This window comes from Photorhabdus aegyptia (genome assembly GCF_000612035.1).
GTDB classification, from domain to species: Bacteria; Pseudomonadota; Gammaproteobacteria; order Enterobacterales; family Enterobacteriaceae; genus Photorhabdus; species Photorhabdus akhurstii.
The window spans coordinates 36,201-54,751 of record NZ_JFGV01000005.1 but is presented as its reverse complement, the minus strand read 5'-3'; the positions used below and the strand labels follow the sequence as shown (position 1 = coordinate 54,751).

1 protein-coding gene is annotated in these 18,551 nt (G+C 50.0%); it reads right to left on the bottom strand.

Annotated features, from left to right (window positions below; translation table 11 throughout):
- Window positions 1-1,074 precede the first annotated feature (1,074 nt).
- Entirely contained in the window at window positions 1,075-17,445 is a 16,371-nt protein-coding gene (locus BA1DRAFT_RS02515; protein WP_036775855.1) for a non-ribosomal peptide synthetase, read from the bottom strand.
- Window positions 17,446-18,551 lie beyond the last annotated feature (1,106 nt).

The following is an 18,551-nucleotide window of genomic DNA, read 5'->3' as shown; positions in this document are numbered from 1 at the left end:
CTATTACCTCAACGAATCTGTTAGAAATTTGAAAACTGTCATACCTGACAGCCATCACCAATATTTCTTTCTTACTTCTTGCCCCCAAGAAATAAAATCGGACGTATCCGACATCAATTCAAAATATTCAAAAATCGTACCATCGCTCGATTAATAACGGCCAATTAGTCATTTTTGCACGCTAATTCCCCTAATAACCGAACAAATAATCGACCTTAATTACACAAATAAAACAGTCTATTCTTGTCACTATAATGACATTATTATATTCAATACCATAAAGAAACATTACAAATTACAATTAACATCACCACATATTATTTCATAATAATAAGATAATGTGACATGCATAATAATAAACTCAATAAAATATTGATTATAACGAGATATATTCCAATTAGATCGTTTTGTGATGTTATTTTTCTGACGCCCAGAGATATTTATCAACACGCGGTGCAAGATGGGATTAAATTTAATATTATTCAATTATATACCCCTCCCAATATGACTATTTTACTTACTATTCTTTGCCATAGAGAACAAGGCGAATTACCCTTCACATATTACGTGTATACGCCGGGCTATCTGCACCGTCCGTATTTGCTGTTCATTTATAAAAACGGCCCGCAACAATTACCCCTAATAGGTAAGGTCTTTAATTATCACGAGCATTTAAAATAAACCCGATATATTCCAAAGCGAGATCATGAAATTAAGGGTAATTAAACCAGCCTATATCACCACCAAAAAACACATTACCATGATCACACCTTCAATTATCTTCTCATAATTATCTATTACAATAAATATCCCCAACAATAACACCACAATTAAAAATATAATTTCGATATCAAGTCAATCAACAAAATAAAATAAAATCAACAATCAAATCCGTTTGAGTTCACACAATATAAAATAGCAACAATAATAACAAAGAAACCTAAAAAAATAACTTATATGGGAATGATAACTTCCCTTATTCTATTTTAATGCATAAAAAATCCGGTATAATAAATACATACCGGATTATCACACTAGAACTAAATAATTGAGTACTTCCTTAATATATCAGTATTACGAAGCCTCCTCGTCATAGTTGATTGCCAACGCCCTATTCAAAATCTGAGCTAAAGTGATTTTATTCTCATTATCCTCCAATAAACTAAAATGGTTACCCGGAGTAGCAATCAATTGAAGTGAAGTATCAGGCATTACCCGCTCCCAACCTAACGACGGTTCTATGTTCACGGATTCTGGCTTTTCATCCACCACAAAAGAAACAGCAGGAGAAGGTTCTACCGCATAGAACTGATGCAGCGTTATCGCTAATGCTGGCGGCTCATAATCGGCAACGATTTGTGTGTAACGTTCGATCTGCCGCCAACATTTTGCAATCACATCAGCACGCTGATTTGCTGGATACAACGCCAATTCTTGCGCCGCAGCAATAAACTGAACCAAATCCAATTCATCAATTCGCCGGTATAGCGCAGCAATCTCTTCTTTGCACGCCTCCCCTGACTGCCGGGCCAGCTCAGTAAAGAAATGGTGTTTGGACTGCATGGACTCTTTACCAAAATAATGAGGCGCAGGCGTATCAATCAACCCTAGGAAATTGACCCGCTCGCCAGCACTCAAAAGCTGTTGAGCAATGGCATAAGCCAATATCCCACCAGAAGAGTAACCGCTTATCTGGTATGGGCCTGCCGGTTGAACGGCTTTCATCAAGGCGATCATTCTGGCTGCCTGCTCTTCCATCGTTAACATCGGTTCTTCACTGATCGATGGCCAAGGCAGCGCATAAATCGGGTAGCCTGACGGGATATGTTGAGCCAGCCCGAAGACATAAGAATAATCACCCATGCCACTGGGAACAAAGAACAGCGGCAATCCTGCTCCATCAGGTCGCACCGATATAGCGCTGCTTTGCGGCTGAGACAATAAATCTGAGGTGATTTTTGCGGTCAATTCGGCCAGCACCGGGAATTGGAACAAAGTATTCAGTGTAAAAATCAACCCTCGGCCAGCGGCAAGATTCATCATTCGCATAGCAAGCAACGAGTGACCGCCCAACGCGAAGAAATTGTCATACCGGCTAACCTGCTCAACCCCTAGCAATTCACACCAAATCTCGGCTAATACGGTTTCCGTTTCGCCTTGTGGCGCCTCGTAAGCCTGACGAGCAAACGCTTCACTGCCCGGCTCCGGTAACGCATGACGATTCAACTTACCGTTTGGCGTCAATGGAAAAGCGTCCAAACGCACAAAGGCTGACGGCACCATATAGTCAGGTAAAATAACACTCAAGTGGGTACGCAAGTTATTCACCAGCCTCTCATCCGCTTGCGCCACTACATAAGCAACCAAGCGTTTATCCTGCCCTTCCCCCAACGCCAGCACCACAGATTGACTTACCGCAGGATGCTCCACCAACCGGGCCTCAATTTCACCTGGTTCAACCCGGAAGCCGCGAATTTTCACCTGATGATCATTACGCCCCAGGAATTCCAGATTGCCATCCGGCAGATAGCGAACCAAATCCCCGGTGCGATACATTCGTGCATTTGGATTATCGTCAAACGGATCAGTCAGGAAGTATTCCGCAGTCAGTTCAGCACGGTTGAGATAACCCCGCGCTACACCCGCTCCCCCAATATACAATTCCCCCACCGCGCCTAACGGTACTGGCTGCTCCTGAACGTCGAGCAGGTAAACACGGGTATTCGGCAGCGGACGACCAATGATATTGGCCTGCCCCATCCCCTCGCTTAGGCAGGATGTCGTCGTGGTAATTGTGGCCTCAGTAGGACCGTAGCAATTAGCCAGAACAGGGTATTCACCGTGAACCGATAGCCAGCGTTGTAACTCATGATCAGGTATCGCTTCCCCACCAATGCAGATAATTCTTAGGCCCTGATAGATATCGCCTTCATTAACATTTGAGATTATCCGCCAGAATTGGGCTGGTATCGCAAGGTAGGTAATTTTATAACACTCGCACAGACGCCAGAACTCCTGCGCGCTCAGGAGCCACTGATCTGTTCTCAAAACTAATTGTGCCCCCAAGGTTATTGCGCAAAATATTTCTGATGCGCAAACATCAAAAGAGGGGTTGCAAAATTGTAATATACGGTCAGATGCGTTAAGCGACCACTTCATGTTCAAAGAAGTAATTTGACTGACCAGTTGCCGATGTTCAACCATCACCCCCTTTGGCGTACCGGTCGAACCGGAGGTGTAAATCACATACGCCAGATGTCGTGAGGTCAATTCCGGTATCTGTGGATTGCTGTCTGGCAGGTCAGGCAATCTATTCGGATCAAGCACTGTCAGCCCGGTCAGCACGTTTTCGCCCAACACAGTACGCCCAACGGCATCAGCCAGTAAAATAACCGGTGAGACATCGATCAAAATATGTGATAGACGTTCGCCCGGATACTCCGGGTCCAGCGGCACATAAGCCGCGCCCGCTTTCAGCACCGCCAATAATCCCACGACCATCGCCGGTGAACGTGTCACGCAAATCGCCACCCGCTGGTCCGGTTCTACACCTAGCGCAATGAGCTGATGGGCCAACCGATTAGCGCGGGCATTTAATTCGGCATAACTGAACGTTTGCGCCTCATACACTAACGCTGTCGCGTCCGGGCTTTGCTCTACCTGTTGTTCAAACAATTGATGAATACATAACGGGTTAAGATACGAGGTTTCCATCGCATTCCAGGTGTTCAACAGTAACGTACTCTCTGTTTCAGGCAGAATGTTCAATGTCCGTACCGGCGTTTCCGGGGTCTGTTCCAGTGCCGCCGCCAAGCTCTCCAGTGCCTGCTGCATATAGCCACATACCCGTTCAGGCTCAAACGGCTGGATAACTTGAGCCGTCAGCCCCAGTGCGTCACCAAAATCTTCCACCGATAAGGCAAACGGATAGTTGGTAAACTCCTGCGCCCCAAGGAATTCAATACCGTCCATCGTTCCATCCAAAGGATCTGGCTGATCATTATGCCGGTAGTTCAACAAGGCGCTGAACAATGGAATGCCATCCAGCACCCCACTACAACGCTGGGCCAGCGCCAGTGAGGCATGTTCATGTTCCAACAATCCCGCTAACCGGCTATGCACTGCCTGTACACTATCACGCACCGGCGTATCATTCATATCCAGCCGCAACGGCAAGGTATTGATAAATAGCCCCATACCGCTATCAACCCCTTTCCCCACCGCCATACGCCCAAATATTACGGTACCGAACACCACCTGTTCCTGTCCGCTGGTACGCGACAACACCTGCGCCCAAGCCAAATGACATAAAGCCGCCAGACTCACCCCCAAACGTCGGGCTTGACCACGCAGACGGTCATTCAGCTCAGTCGCCAACATCCGCTGCGATTCCGTCACCTGCGAGCCATCACGATGCACCTCCGTCAATCCGAACGGCAGCGTAGGTTCATCCACCCCGGCTAACATGTCAGTAAAGAAACGGATATGCGCTTCCTGACTTACCCCCAACCGGGCCTGCGCCACCAAATTGCGGAAAGGCGTCGGCGTTAGCAGGCTCTCCTCCTGCCCGTCCAGATAAGCCTGGACTTCACGATTCATCACGTCCAACGTGGTATGGTCGCCAATCAAATGATGCAATAATTGCAGTACAATCCAACGGCCATCGGTTTCCTGTGCTATCACAAAGCGTAATAACGGGGCTTCGTTCAGGTCTAAACGATGGTGACGGGGATCAAAACGCTCAGCCAATTGCCCGCTAACCGGTCCATCGGCTGGGTTTAGTGTCAGCTCAATCACCGACAAAGATGCCTGACGCCAAACTACTTGGGCGGGCACTGACAATCCTTGCCAGATAAAGGCTGTACGCAGGATATCGTGTCTATTAACCACCTGTTGCACCGCCGCCAGATAACGGTCCAGCAAAGTCCGCTCAGTAAAGACCATCTGACCGGTTAATAAATAGGGGTCCCCTTTGTTTGCCAATAGGTGATGGAACAAAATACCGTCCTGCAATGGCGACAGGGCATAGATATCCTGAATATTGGCAACCCCGCCCGGCACTTGCCCGACGATGCGGTCAATGTCAGTTTGGGTCAAATCAATTAGCGGCAACATTGCCGGTGTCAGCATCGTAGTTGCCGGGGTGATCACGTTACCCGGCACGATTACGGCCTGATGCTGTCCCAACGTTTGCGCCAGATCTGACAGCACCGGAGACTGGAACAGATCACGCGCCGCCAGCGTCAACCCCAAGTGACGCAGGCGTTCAATCATACGTACAGCGAGTAGTGAATGGCCGCCCAACGCAAAGAAGCTGTCATACCGGCTAACCTGTTCAATCCCCAGTAATTCACGCCAAATCGCCGCTAGCGTCATTTCCGTTTCGCCTTGCGGCGCTACGTAAGCCTGACGAGCAACGGCTTCACTGTCCGGTGCCGGTAGCGCCCGACGATCCAACTTACCGTTCGGCGTCAATGGAAACGTATCCAGACGTACAAAAGCTGACGGCACCATATAGTCAGGCAAAATTTTGCTCAGGTAATCACGCAAACTATTCACCAGCCCGTCATCCTCGGGCGCGACCACATAGGCCACCAGCCGTTTATCCGACCCATCACCTAGCGCCGATACAGCCGCCTCACGCACCGCCGGATGCTCCACCAGACGCGCCTCAATTTCTCCCGGTTCAATGCGGAACCCTCGGATTTTCACCTGCTGGTCATTTCGGCCCAGGAACTCCAGATTACCGTCCGGTAGGTAACGGGCCAAATCCCCGGTGCGATACATACGAGCATCAGATTCATCACTGAATGGATCGATCAGGAAACGTTCGGCGGTTAACTCAGGGCGATTCAAATAACCTTGAGCGACCCCATCGCCACCGACATAAATTTCACCGATCACACCCGGCGGTACCGGCTGACCATACGCATCCAGCACATAAACCCGTGTATTCGCTATTGGCCGACCAATAGGTATCCGGCTCGCTCCCTGCGGTAACGCCTCGATAGGATACATGGTGGTAAAAGTGGTCCCTTCACTCGGACCATAGGCTTGCAAGAGTTGTTGTGGCGGTCGATTATCCAGAACTTGAGCAATCACCTGTAAATCGGGGATATCTCCTCCGAAAATCAGGATCTTAATTTGCGGCAGAATGGGAGATAACTCTGCCACCAACCGGTTAAATAACCCGATAGTCAGCCATAAAACTGTGATGCGGCGCTCCTGTAACGTCAGTACTAACTCCTGTGGCGTTAATAAGGTGGCGCGGTCGATAACCACTAAAACACCACCATTAAGCAACGGCGCCCAAACTTCAAACGTGCTGGCATCGAAAGCCGGATTAGCCGTAAAGGCCACCCGATCCTCCGGCCCGATGTTGGTATAGCCATTATTAATGACCAACCGAACCATAGCACGATGCTGCACTAAAACCCCTTTGGGTGTGCCGGTCGAACCGGAGGTATACATGATATACGCTAACTCGGTGCTGGAACGCGGCAAATCAGGGTTGATACGATCTTGTTCTCTGTTCGCACTTTTCTCATCCGAGAGACGCAATAGCGGAACAGTCAAGTTAGCCGGAATATCAGTCCGTGTATCGGTAAGCAGCAACCGAGCGGAACAATCACTTATCAGCCAATTTTTCCGTTCATCCGGCATACTGGGATCAACCGGCACGTAAACAGCACCGGCTTTAAGAATCGCCAATTGGGCCACCACCAGCTCCATCGAGCGCTCTAACAGGATCGCAACATGGTCATTCGGACGAATTCCCTGTTCGATTAGCTGATGAGCCAATCGGTTAGCGCATGTATTCAGTTCCGTATAGCTTAAGGTTTTATCTCCCGCTATCAGCGCCGTCGCCTCCGGGGTCTTCTCTACCTGCCGCTCAAACAATTGATGAATACATAACGCATCAGGATAGGCGGTTTCCGTAGCGTTCCAGGTTTCCAGCAACCGTGTGCGTTCCGTTTCAGGCAGGATATTCAACGCTCGTATCGGTGTCTCCGGCGCTTGCTCCAAAACTTCCGCCAGACTCTCCAGCGCCTGTTGCATATAACCGCATAGGCTCTCCGGCTTAAACGGTTGCACGACCTGAGCCGTCAACCCCAGAGATTCGCCAAAATCCTCCACTGACAGCACAAATGGGTAGTTAGTTCGCTCCTGTGCGTCAAGAAATTCAATACCGCTGATCAGTTCATCTGACATTGCCGACAAAGCATTGTGCCGATAGTTCAACAGTGCGCTAAACAGTGGCGTACCGCTGGCAACCCCACTGCAACGTTGAGCCAGCGCCAGTGAAGCATGCTCATGCGCCAATAATCCGGCCAGTCGGATATGTGCAGTCTGTACGCTATCCCGCACTGGGGTCTCATCGATATCCAGCCGCAACGGCAAGGTATTGATAAACAACCCCATGCCACTGTCAGCACCGCTTCCCGCCTGCATACGGCCAAACAGCACCGTACCAAATACGACACTCGGCTGACCACTGGTACAGGACAACACCTGCGCCCAAGCCAGATGACACAACGCCGCCAGACTGACGCCCAAACATCGAGCCTGACGACGCAAACGATCATTTAGCTCAGGAACCAACATCCGGTGGGATTCCGTCACCTGCGAACCATCACGATGTACCTCCGTCAACCCGAACGGTAGCGTCGATTCCTCCACCTCTGCCAACATCTCGGTAAAGAAGCGGGTGTGTTCTTCCTGACTGACACCCAACCGAGCCTGCGCCACCAGATTGCGGAAAGGAACCGGCGTCGGCAAGCGCTCCTCTTGCCCTGTCAGATACGCCTGCACTTCGCGGTGCATCACTTCCATCGTTTCATGGTCGCCAATCAAGTGATGGTGCAATTCCAGTAACAACCAACGACCATCCGTTTCCTGCGCGATAACAAAACGCAGTAACGGGGCTTGACTCAGGTCAAGACGATAGTGAGCGGGATCAAAACGCCGGGTTAACTGGTCACTGACCGGACCGTCAGCCGGGTTTAGCGTCAATTCAGTCACTGACAATGGAGCCTGACGCCAGACCACCTGCGCCGGCATTGACAATCCTTGCCAGATAAAGGCGGTACGTAAGATATCGTGCCGATCAATGGTCTGTTGAATCGCCGCCAAATAGCGATCCAACAGCGCCCGATCAGCAAAGACCATCTGGCTGACTAACAGATACGTATCACCTTCATTCTCCAACAAATGGTGGAACAAAATACCATCCTGCAATGGCGACAGTGCATAGATATCCTGAATATTCGCCATCCCACCCGGTACCTGTCCGACGATGCGGTCAATATCAGCCTGAGTTAAATCAATCAGCGGCAACATTTCAGGTGTCAGCACCGTTGTATCCGATGTAATACCGTTGTCAGGCACGCGGATTTCATCATGCTGAACCAGAGACTGTGCCAGAACACGGAGTGTTGGATGCTGAAATAGCATTTGTACTGATACACCCAGACCGACACGCCGCAATCGTTCAATCATACGCACGGCGAGTAAGGAGTGGCCGCCCAATGCAAAGAAGCTGTCATGTCGGCTAATCTGTTCAACGCCCAGTAACTCACACCAAACAGCCGCCAACATCGTTTCTATCTTCCCTTGCGGGGCTTCATAAACTTGACGGGCAAACGCCGCCTCCCCCGGTGCCGGCAACGCCCGGCGATCCAGCTTGCCATTCGGCGTTTGCGGGAAGCTATCCAGTCGCACAAAGGCCGCCGGTATCATATAGTCAGGTAAAACTGCGCACAGGTGTTCGCGTAAATCAGCCGTCAATTTCTCATGCGCTTGTGCCGCTACATAAGCAACCAGCCGTTTGCCCAGCTCATCATCCTGCGCCAGCACCGCCGCTTCCTGTACCGCCGGATGTTCCACCAGCCAAGTTTCAATTTCCCCCAGTTCAACCCGGAAGCCGCGAATTTTAACCTGTTGGTCGTTACGACCGAAGAATTCCAACTCACCGTCCGGCAGATAACGCGCTAAATCTCCGGTGCGATACATTCGCGCATTGGACACCGGACTAAAGGAATCTGGCATAAAACGTTCTTCGCTCAATGTCAGCCGGTTCAGATAACCCCGTGCCACACCTACGCCCCCAATATACATTTCGCCCACGCAGCCCAATGGCACAGGTTGGCTGTATTTGTCCAACAGATAGACACGAGTATTTCTAATCGGTCGACCGATAGAACGATCATCTGCCGGGGATAAGATTTCTTTACAGGTCGCCGTCACGGTATTTTCCGTCGGACCATAAGCGTTCAATAGCCGAGGTCGGTGGCCTTCCTGCCTAAACCAATCCTGAATAGCGTTCTTTTTAACCGCCTCACTGCCAATGATGATCAGTCTGAGACACTCCGGCAGCGGTAATCCGTTGTCTCGGACCGCCAGTTCAGACCAGAATAAGGTCGGCAAAAACATTACCGTAATACGGCTTTGCCGGGCTAAAGCAATAAATTCCGCCATTGAAGCCAGCCAGCTATCATCGCGAATCACTAGCGTGGCGCCGCTGCATAATGACGAGAAACACTCTTCCACTGAAACATCAAACGCAAACGCGGCAAATTGCAATACCCGGTCTTGCGCGGTGATGGCATAGGGTTCATTAACCCCCAGATAACGTTGATACACCGCCTGATGTTCTACCATCACCCCTTTCGGCTGCCCGGTTGAACCGGAGGTGTAAATCACATAAGCCAGATGCTGTGGCGTTAATCCAGCCACTGATGGATTGCTGTCCGGTTGGTCAGGCTGGATAGTCGGGTCAATTACCGTCAGCCCGGCCAATGCCTCGTCACCCAGTGCGGCCTGTCCGATCGCATCAGCCAAGACCACTGATGGGGCAGTGTCATTCAGGATATACGTCAGACGCTCCGCCGGGTAAGTTGAATCCAACGGCACATAGGCTCCACCGGCTTTCAACACCGCCAACAACGCCACCACCATCGCCGGTGAGCGGGCCACGCAAATCGCCACCGGTTGTTCCGGCGTTACACCACATGCAATCAGTTGATGGGCCAACCGGTTGGCGCAGGCATTTAACTCGGCATAACTCAGTGTCTGCTCTTGATACACCAGTGCCGTGGCCTCCGGGGTTTTCTCCACCTGTTGTTCAAATAACTGATGAATGCATAACGCCTCTGGATATGGGGTCTCCGTAGCGTTCCAAGTTTCCAGTAATAATGTGCGTTCAGTTTCCGGCAGGATATTCAGTGCCCATACTGGTGTCTCTGGAGCCTGCTCAAGGGCCTCTGCCAAACTCTCCAGCGCCTGCTGCATATAATTGCATAGACTTCCCGGATCAAACGGTTGCACCACATGAGCGATCAACCCCAATGTAGCGCCATCGTCCTCCACCGACATCCCAAAGGGGTAGTTAGTGCTCTCCTGTTCGCCCAGGAATTCAACCCCCTCCATCATTTTATCCAAGGAAGCCGACTGATCATTATGGCGGTAGTTCATCAGGGCGCTAAAGAGCGGCGTACCGCTGGCAACCCCACTGCATCGTTGAGCCAGCGCCAGTGAAGCATGTTCATGTTCCAACAATCCCGCCAGCCGGGTATGTACTGCCTGTACGCTGTCTCGTACCGACGTATCATCGATGTCCAGCCGTAGCGGCAGGGTATTAATAAATAACCCCATGCCATTGTCTGCCCCTTCTCCCGCCGCCATGCGCCCAAACAGCACGGTGCCAAACACCACTTTCTCCTGACCACTGGTACACGACAATACCCGCGCCCAGGCCAAATGACACAACGCCGCCAGACTGACTCCCAAACGCCGAGCCTGACTACGCAGACGATCATTCAAGCTGGCCGTCAACAGCCGATGGGACGCTATCTCCTGAGATCCATCACGATGCACATCCGTCAGCCCGAACGGCAGCGTTGGCTCATCCACCTCCGCTAGCATCTCGGTAAAGAAACGGGTATGCGCTTCCTGATACCCTCCTAACCGGGCCTGCGCCACCAGATTGCGGAACGGTACCGGGTCAGGCAGGCTATTCCCTTGTCCGGCAAGGTACGCCTGCACTTCACGGTTCATCACTTTCATTGCGGTATGGTCGCCAATCAGGTGGTGCTGCAATTCCAGTAACAACCAGCGGCCATCGGTCTCCTGTGCCGCCACAAAACACAACAGCGGGGCCTGACTCAAATCGAGACGATAATGACGGGGGTTAAAACGTTGAACCAGTTGATCACAAATCGGGCCATCAGCCGGGTTCAGCGCCAGCTCAGTCACCGACAAGGATGCCTGACGCCAGACTACCTGAGCCGGTACTGACAACTCTTGCCAGATAAAGGCGGTACGCAGAATATCGTGACGATCAATCACCTGTCGCACCGCCGCCAAATAACGGTCTAGCAGAGAGCGATCAGCAAAGGCCATCTGACTGACCACCAGATAGGGATCGCCTTCGTTTGCCAATAAATGGTGGAACAAAATACCGTCCTGCAACGGCGACAAGGCATAGATATCCTGAATATTAGTCATCCCGCCCGGCACCTGCCCGACGATACGGTCAATCTCAGCCTGAGTCAGATCAATCAGCGGCAACATTTCTGGGGTAATTTTCGTCGTCGCTGGCGTAATCACATTCGGCGGCACCGCCATAACCGGTTGCTGCCCCAGTGTTTGTGCTAATTCAAACAACACTGGCGACTGGAACAGGTCGCGCACTGCCAGCGTCAACCCCAAGTAACGCAAGCGTTCAACCATCCGCACAGCCAACAACGAGTGGCCGCCCAGTGCAAAGAAACTGTCATACCGGCTGACCTGTTCAATCCCCAGTAATTCACGCCAAATCGCTGTCAGAACCATTTCCATTTCGCCTTGCGGCGCAGCATAAACCTGACGGGCCAAAGCTTCATTGTCCGGTGCTGGGAGCGCTCGGCGATCCAGTTTACCGTTCGGAGTCAGTGGAAACCCATCCAGACGCACAAAGGCTGTCGGCACCATGTAATCCGGTAAAATGGCGCTCAGGTGATCACGTAGACTCATCGCCAGCCCCTCATGGGCTTCTGCCGCCACATAGGCCACCAGCCGTTTTTCCGGCCCATCGCCTAACGCCAACACCGCCGCCTCTCGCACCGCCGGATGCTCCACTAGACGATTCTCAATTTCCCCCGGTTCAATACGGAAGCCGCGGATTTTAACCTGTTGGTCATTACGGCCCAGAAATTCCAGATTGCCATCCGGCAGATAACGGGCCAAATCCCCGGTCCGATACATACGCGCATCCGGTTGATCACTAAATGGATCTGTCAGGAAACGTTCAGCAGTTTGGTCAGGGCGATTAAGATAACCGCAGGCCACTCCATCTCCCCCTACATAAATCTCACCAATTGCACCTGACGGTACCGGCTGACCATAAGCATCCAGCAGATAAATACGTGTATTGGCTATCGGCCGACCAATGGGGATGCGAGTCACTCCCTGCGCTAATGCCGCAATAGGATACATGGTGGTAAAAGTGGTTCCCTCACTCGGACCATAAGCCTGCAATAATTGTTGTGGCGGACGATTATCCAGAACCTGAGCAATCACATGTAAATCGGGTATGTCTCCCCCGAAAATCAGGATCTTAATCTGCGGCAGAACCGGAGATAACTCTGCCGCCAGCCGGTTAAACAACCCGATAGTCAGCCACAGAAGCGTGATCTGGTGGGCCTGTAAAACCCGCACTAACTCCTGTGGTGTTAATAACGTGGCGCGGTCAATAACCACTAATGCTCCGCCATTGAGTAACGGCGCCCAGACTTCAAATGTGCTGGCATCGAAAGCAGGATTAGCTGTAAAAGCAACCCGATCATCCTGACCGATTTCGGCATAACCATTATTGATAACCAACCGTGCCACTGCACGATGGGGTACCAATACCCCTTTAGGTGTACCGGTAGAACCGGAGGTGTACATGATATACGCTAAATCGGCGCTGGAATGCGGTAAATCAGGGTTGAGGGAATCTGCCTCTTTGCTCGTGTCTGTCTCATCCGAGAAACGAAACAACGGAACCAAAAGGCCGACAGGAATCTCAGATTGTTCATCAGTAATCAGCAACTTAGCTGAACAGTCATTTATCAGCCAATTCTTCCGATCATCCGGCACACTGGGATCAACCGGCACGTAAACGGCACCGGCTTTAAGAATAGCCAATTGAGCTACCACCAGTTCTATCGATCGCTCTAGCAAAAGCGCAATATGATCACCGGGACAAATCCCTTGTTCGATTAACTGACGAGCTAGCCGGTTAGCACGGGTATTCAGTTCTGTATAGCTCAGGGTTTTATCTCCGGCTATCAGCGCCGTCGCCGTTGGGGTTTTCTCCACCTGTTGTTCAAACAACTGCTGGATACATAACTGTTCAGGATAGACGGTTTCCGTGGCGTTCCAGGTTTCTAACAACAAGGTACGCTCCGCTTCCGGCAGGATATCCAATACCCGAACGGGCATTTCCGGGGTTTGCTCCAGCGCTGCCGCCAAACTCTCCAGTGACTGTTGCATATAACCGCATAGGCTTTCCGGATCAAACGGTTGCACGACCTGAGCCGTCAGCCCCAGAGTAGAACCGCCATCCTCTACCGACAGCACAAACGGATAGTTAGTTCGCTCCTGTTCGCCCAAGAATTCAATTCCGGCCATTGTTTCATCCAAAGGATCGGGCTGCTCATTATGGCGATAGTTCAACAGGGCGCTAAAGAGCGGCGTACCGCTATCAACTCCACTGCAACGTTGAGCCAGCGCCAACGGTGCATGCTCATGCTCCAACAATTCAGCCAGCCACAGATGCGCCTCCCGCACACTGTCCTGTACCGGGGTCTCATCCATATCCAGCCGCAGCGGCAGGGTATTGATGAACAACCCCATTCCTTCCCCCACGGCCATGCGTCCAAACAGGACGGTACCAAACACCACTTTTTCCTGTCCGCTGGTACGCGATAACACTTGCGCCCAGGCCAGATGACACAACGCCGCCAGACTGACGCCCAAACTCCGAGCCTGACTGCGCAGACGATCATTTAACTCAGGAGCTAACATCCGGTGAGATTCGGTCTTCTGAGATCCATCACGATGCACACCTGTCAGCCCAAACGGCAACGTTGGCTCATCCACTGCCGCCAACATATCGGTGAAGAAATGGGTATGCGCTGCCTGACTCACTCCCAACCGGGCCTCGGCCACCAGATTACGGAACGGCACCGGCGCCGGCAGATGCTCCCCCTGTCCGGCAAAATAGGCCCGCACTTCACGGTGCATCACTTCCATCGTTTCATGGTCACCGATCAAGTGATGTTGTAATTCCAGTAAGAACCAACGGCCATCGGTTTCTTGGGCGATAACAAAATGCAGTAGCGGCGCCTGACGCAAGTCAAGACGATACTGCGCGGGATCAAAACGCCGGGTTAACTGGTCAATGACTGGGCCGTCAGCCGGATCTAAGGTTAGCTCTGCCACAGACAACCGTGCCCGGCGCAAGACCACCTGCGCCGGGACTGACAATCCTTGCCAGATAAAAGCCGTCCGCAAGATATCATGGCGATCAATCGCCTGTTGTACTGCCGTCAGATAACGATCCAGCAAAGAGCGGTTAGCAAAAGCCACCGGATAGAGCACCAAATAGGGGTCGCCTTCCTGTTCCAACAGGTGGTGGAACAGGATACCGTCCTGTAACGGCGACAACGCATAGATATCCTGAATATTCGTCATTCCCCCCGGTACCTGCTCGACGATGCGGTCAATGTCAGTCTGAATCAAATCAATCAGCGGCAACATCTCCGGCGTTAGAGCCGTGGTGGCTGGCGTGATGACGTTAGGCGGCACTATCACAGCCTGATGCTGTCCCAACGTTTGAGCCAATGCTGACAGCACCGGCGACTGGAACAGATCACGCGCCGTCAGCGTCAAACCCAAGTGACGCAAACGCTCAATCATCTGCACGCCGAGTAGGGAATGACCACCCAACGCAAAGAAACTGTCATGCCGACTAATTTGTTCAATGCCCAATAATTCACGCCAGATAGCCGCCAAGGTGATTTCAGCCCTCCCTTGTGGAGCTTCATAAATCTGACGGGCAAAATCGTCTTCCCCTGGCGCTGGCAACGCCCGGCGATCTAACTTGCCACTCGGAGTTTGCGGGAAGGTATCCAGACGCACAAAAGCCGCCGGCACCATATAGTCAGGTAAAATGGCGCTCAGGTATTCACGCAAATCAGCCGCTAATCTCTCATTCGCTTCCGCCTCCACATAGGCCACCAGCCGTTTGCCTTGATCGCCATCCAATGCCAGCACCGCCGCCTCTTGTACCGCCGGATGTTCCGTCAGGCGGGTTTCAATTTCCCCCAGTTCAATTCGGAAACCACGGATTTTAACCTGCTCATCGTTACGGCCCAGAAATTCAAGGTCACCATCCGGCAGATAGCGGGCCAAATCCCCAGAACGATACATACGTTCGCCGGATACCGGACTAAAAGTATCCAGCATAAAACGTTCCACGCTCAACGCTGGCCGGTTGAGATAACCCCGAGCCACACCCACGCCGCCAATGTACATCTCGCCCACGCAACCTACGGGTACCAGTTCGCCATATTTGCCCAACAGGTAGATACGGGCATTTTTAGCCGGTCGGCCGATAGAACGGGCATCTTCCGGGGATAGCACATCCTTATAAGTTACCGTCACGGTGTTTTCTGTCGGGCCATAACCATTCAATAACCGGGGCCGGTGGCCTGCCTGTTTAAACCACCCCTGAATGGCGCTCTTTTTCACCGCCTCACCCCCAATGATGATGAGCCGGAGACAATCCGGCAGCGGTAATCCAGGATCTCTGGCTGCCAGTTCAGACCAGAATAAAGTCGGCAGTGACATCACCGTGATACGATATTGCCGGGTTAAGGCCACAAATTCTGGTATCGAAGCCAGCCAGCTATCATCCCGGATAACCAGTGTGGCCCCGTTGCATAATGACGAAAAGAAATCTTCCACTGAAACATCAAACGCAAACGCGGCAAACTGCAATAGCCGGTCTTGCGCAGTGACGGCATAGGTGTCATTAAAACCCAGATAACGTTGGTAAATTGCCTGATGTTCCACCATCACCCCTTTCGGCTGCCCAGTAGAGCCGGAGGTGTAAATCACATAGGCCAGATGCTGTGGCGTCAACGCCGGGATCTGCGGGTTGCTGTCAGGCTGGTTAAGTTGGATATTCGGGTCCAGTATCGTCATGCCTACCAGCGCCTGTTCGCCCAGCGCCGCCCGGCCAGCTTCATCAACCAGCACCACTGACGGCGCACTGTCACTCAGGATATATGCCAGACGTTCCCGCGGATAAGTCGAATCCAGCGGCACATAAGCCCCACCGGCTTTCAGCACTGCCAGCAATGCCACCACCATCATCGGGGAACGCTCCACACAAATCGCTACCCGCCGGTCCGGTGTGACGCCCAATGCAATCAGTTGATGAGCCAATCGGTTAGCACGGGTATTCAATTCCGCATAACTGAGGGTCTGTTGTTGATATTCCAACGCCGTGGCGTGCGGGGCTTGTTCTGCCTGTTGCTCAAATAATTGATGAATACATAATGGATCAGGATAAGGGGTCTCCGTGGCGTTCCAGGTTTCCAGTAGCAAGGTACGCTCAGCTTCAGATAACAAATTAAGCTGCCAGATAGGGATTTCCTCTCCCTGTCTTTGTGACGCTGCCAGCACCTGTAAATGTTCACCCATGCGCAGAACCACTTCCGTACTCAGGCGATTTTCATCGTAGATCCAACGAAAACCGCCCTGCGCATTGATTTGCAGCGTCAGTAATTCGCCCTGTGGCACCTGATCACACGGCCTATCTTCCGCTATGACAGAAACGGCTATCCGCCACGGACAATGAGTTGTCAACACCGGAATAGCCCACAATGAAGGAGCGCGCGCGAGGAGATCTCGACTAAATGTGTGGTACCGGCTCAACCGGGCCAACTCACCATCCAACCCGTTCGCTGCCACATGCCAGGGCTTATCAAACTCCATCTCAACGACCATTGGCACCACCGGCACCAAATCTGCCGACTTATCGTTTACTCCATCCACGCACCAACCAATTTGGAATGTCGTCTGTTGAGTCAGACGCGCAAGATAGATAACGAATGCCTGCAACAACGTTCGTAGTGGCTCTTCTTCACCATTTTTTGGCAACGGCGGCTGCCAGTCACTGATTACCCAACTGGGTTCCGCTTGTTCTCCGGCGGTTTCAAAAGGTAATTGGAGGGGTTGCAAAGCAGCAAGACGTTCACACCAAAATGATTCACTGAATGTAAACGTCTGGGGAATATTCTTTACATTCTGAGTCGGTGGCAAAATGTTATTTACGTTGGTTATATTTTCTGATGTTTGAGAGAGGAGTTCAGCTTTAAAAGCACTTCCTGCTTGAGTAATGCTATCTTTCATTTACTACCTCAACGAATCTGTTAGAAATTTGAAAACTGTCATTTCTGACAACCATTACCAATATTTCTTTCTTACTTCTTGCCCCCAAGAAATAAAAACGGACACATCTGACATCAATTCAAGACATTCAAATACGGGATGCTACAGTCCGGTTGACAACAACTAATTAACAATTTTTTGACACTAATTTTCCTGACAACGGAGTAAATAATTCATCTTATAATCCGGAATAAAATATTTTATTTTTGTCCCTGTTTTTTAGATAAATTCTATTAATTGACTGCAATTTTAATTGGCTGACATTGAATTCCATCATTTAAGATGGAATCGTTAACTTTATTTAATTATGGATAAATACTAAATCACTCCTGTATTTTATCTAATTCTCTATTAATATCTAATTAAAATCATTTCAAAAATAAATTAAAAAATTATAAAGATAAAATGAATAAATTAACCTTCAATTATCAAAAAAGTTTACTTTGATAATTACCTATAAAATAAATTCTTTACCTTAATAATTAACTAATATTTCAATTACAAATGTAACTTATTCAACATTTACAAGCCTTCCTATATATTCAATTATTTGAAGATATAAGTCTGGGTTAAAGTAATTCATAACGCACTATTTTTCAACAAATAAATAATATCGTTAATGTAAATATCGTAAACGAACCAATACAAATTCAAATTAAATTCATTATATTGTTTTATAATAATAAGATTATAAAGCCGATATAAATATGACTATGTTTAATACCATAAAGAAACAATTTAAAACTAGAAATGGCTTTATTACACACTATCTTACAATAAACATTAATGCTATAAAACAATAAGCTATGTAATGAATCATTCATTACAGGACAATATCCCCCAAGTAAATCGTTCTACACGGTAATTTACTTTACCCCTGCGACATTTATTAATTTATAGTTTAATTTCAACATATCAAAGAAATATATAGACATGATATTGGTCAATATTAACAATGGAAAATATATGACTATTTTCAATATTTTACATTAATTATTCTTAATCATTCATGAAAACAACAATGAAATATATTTTTATATATAGCAAAGAAAATCAGTAAAAAACAA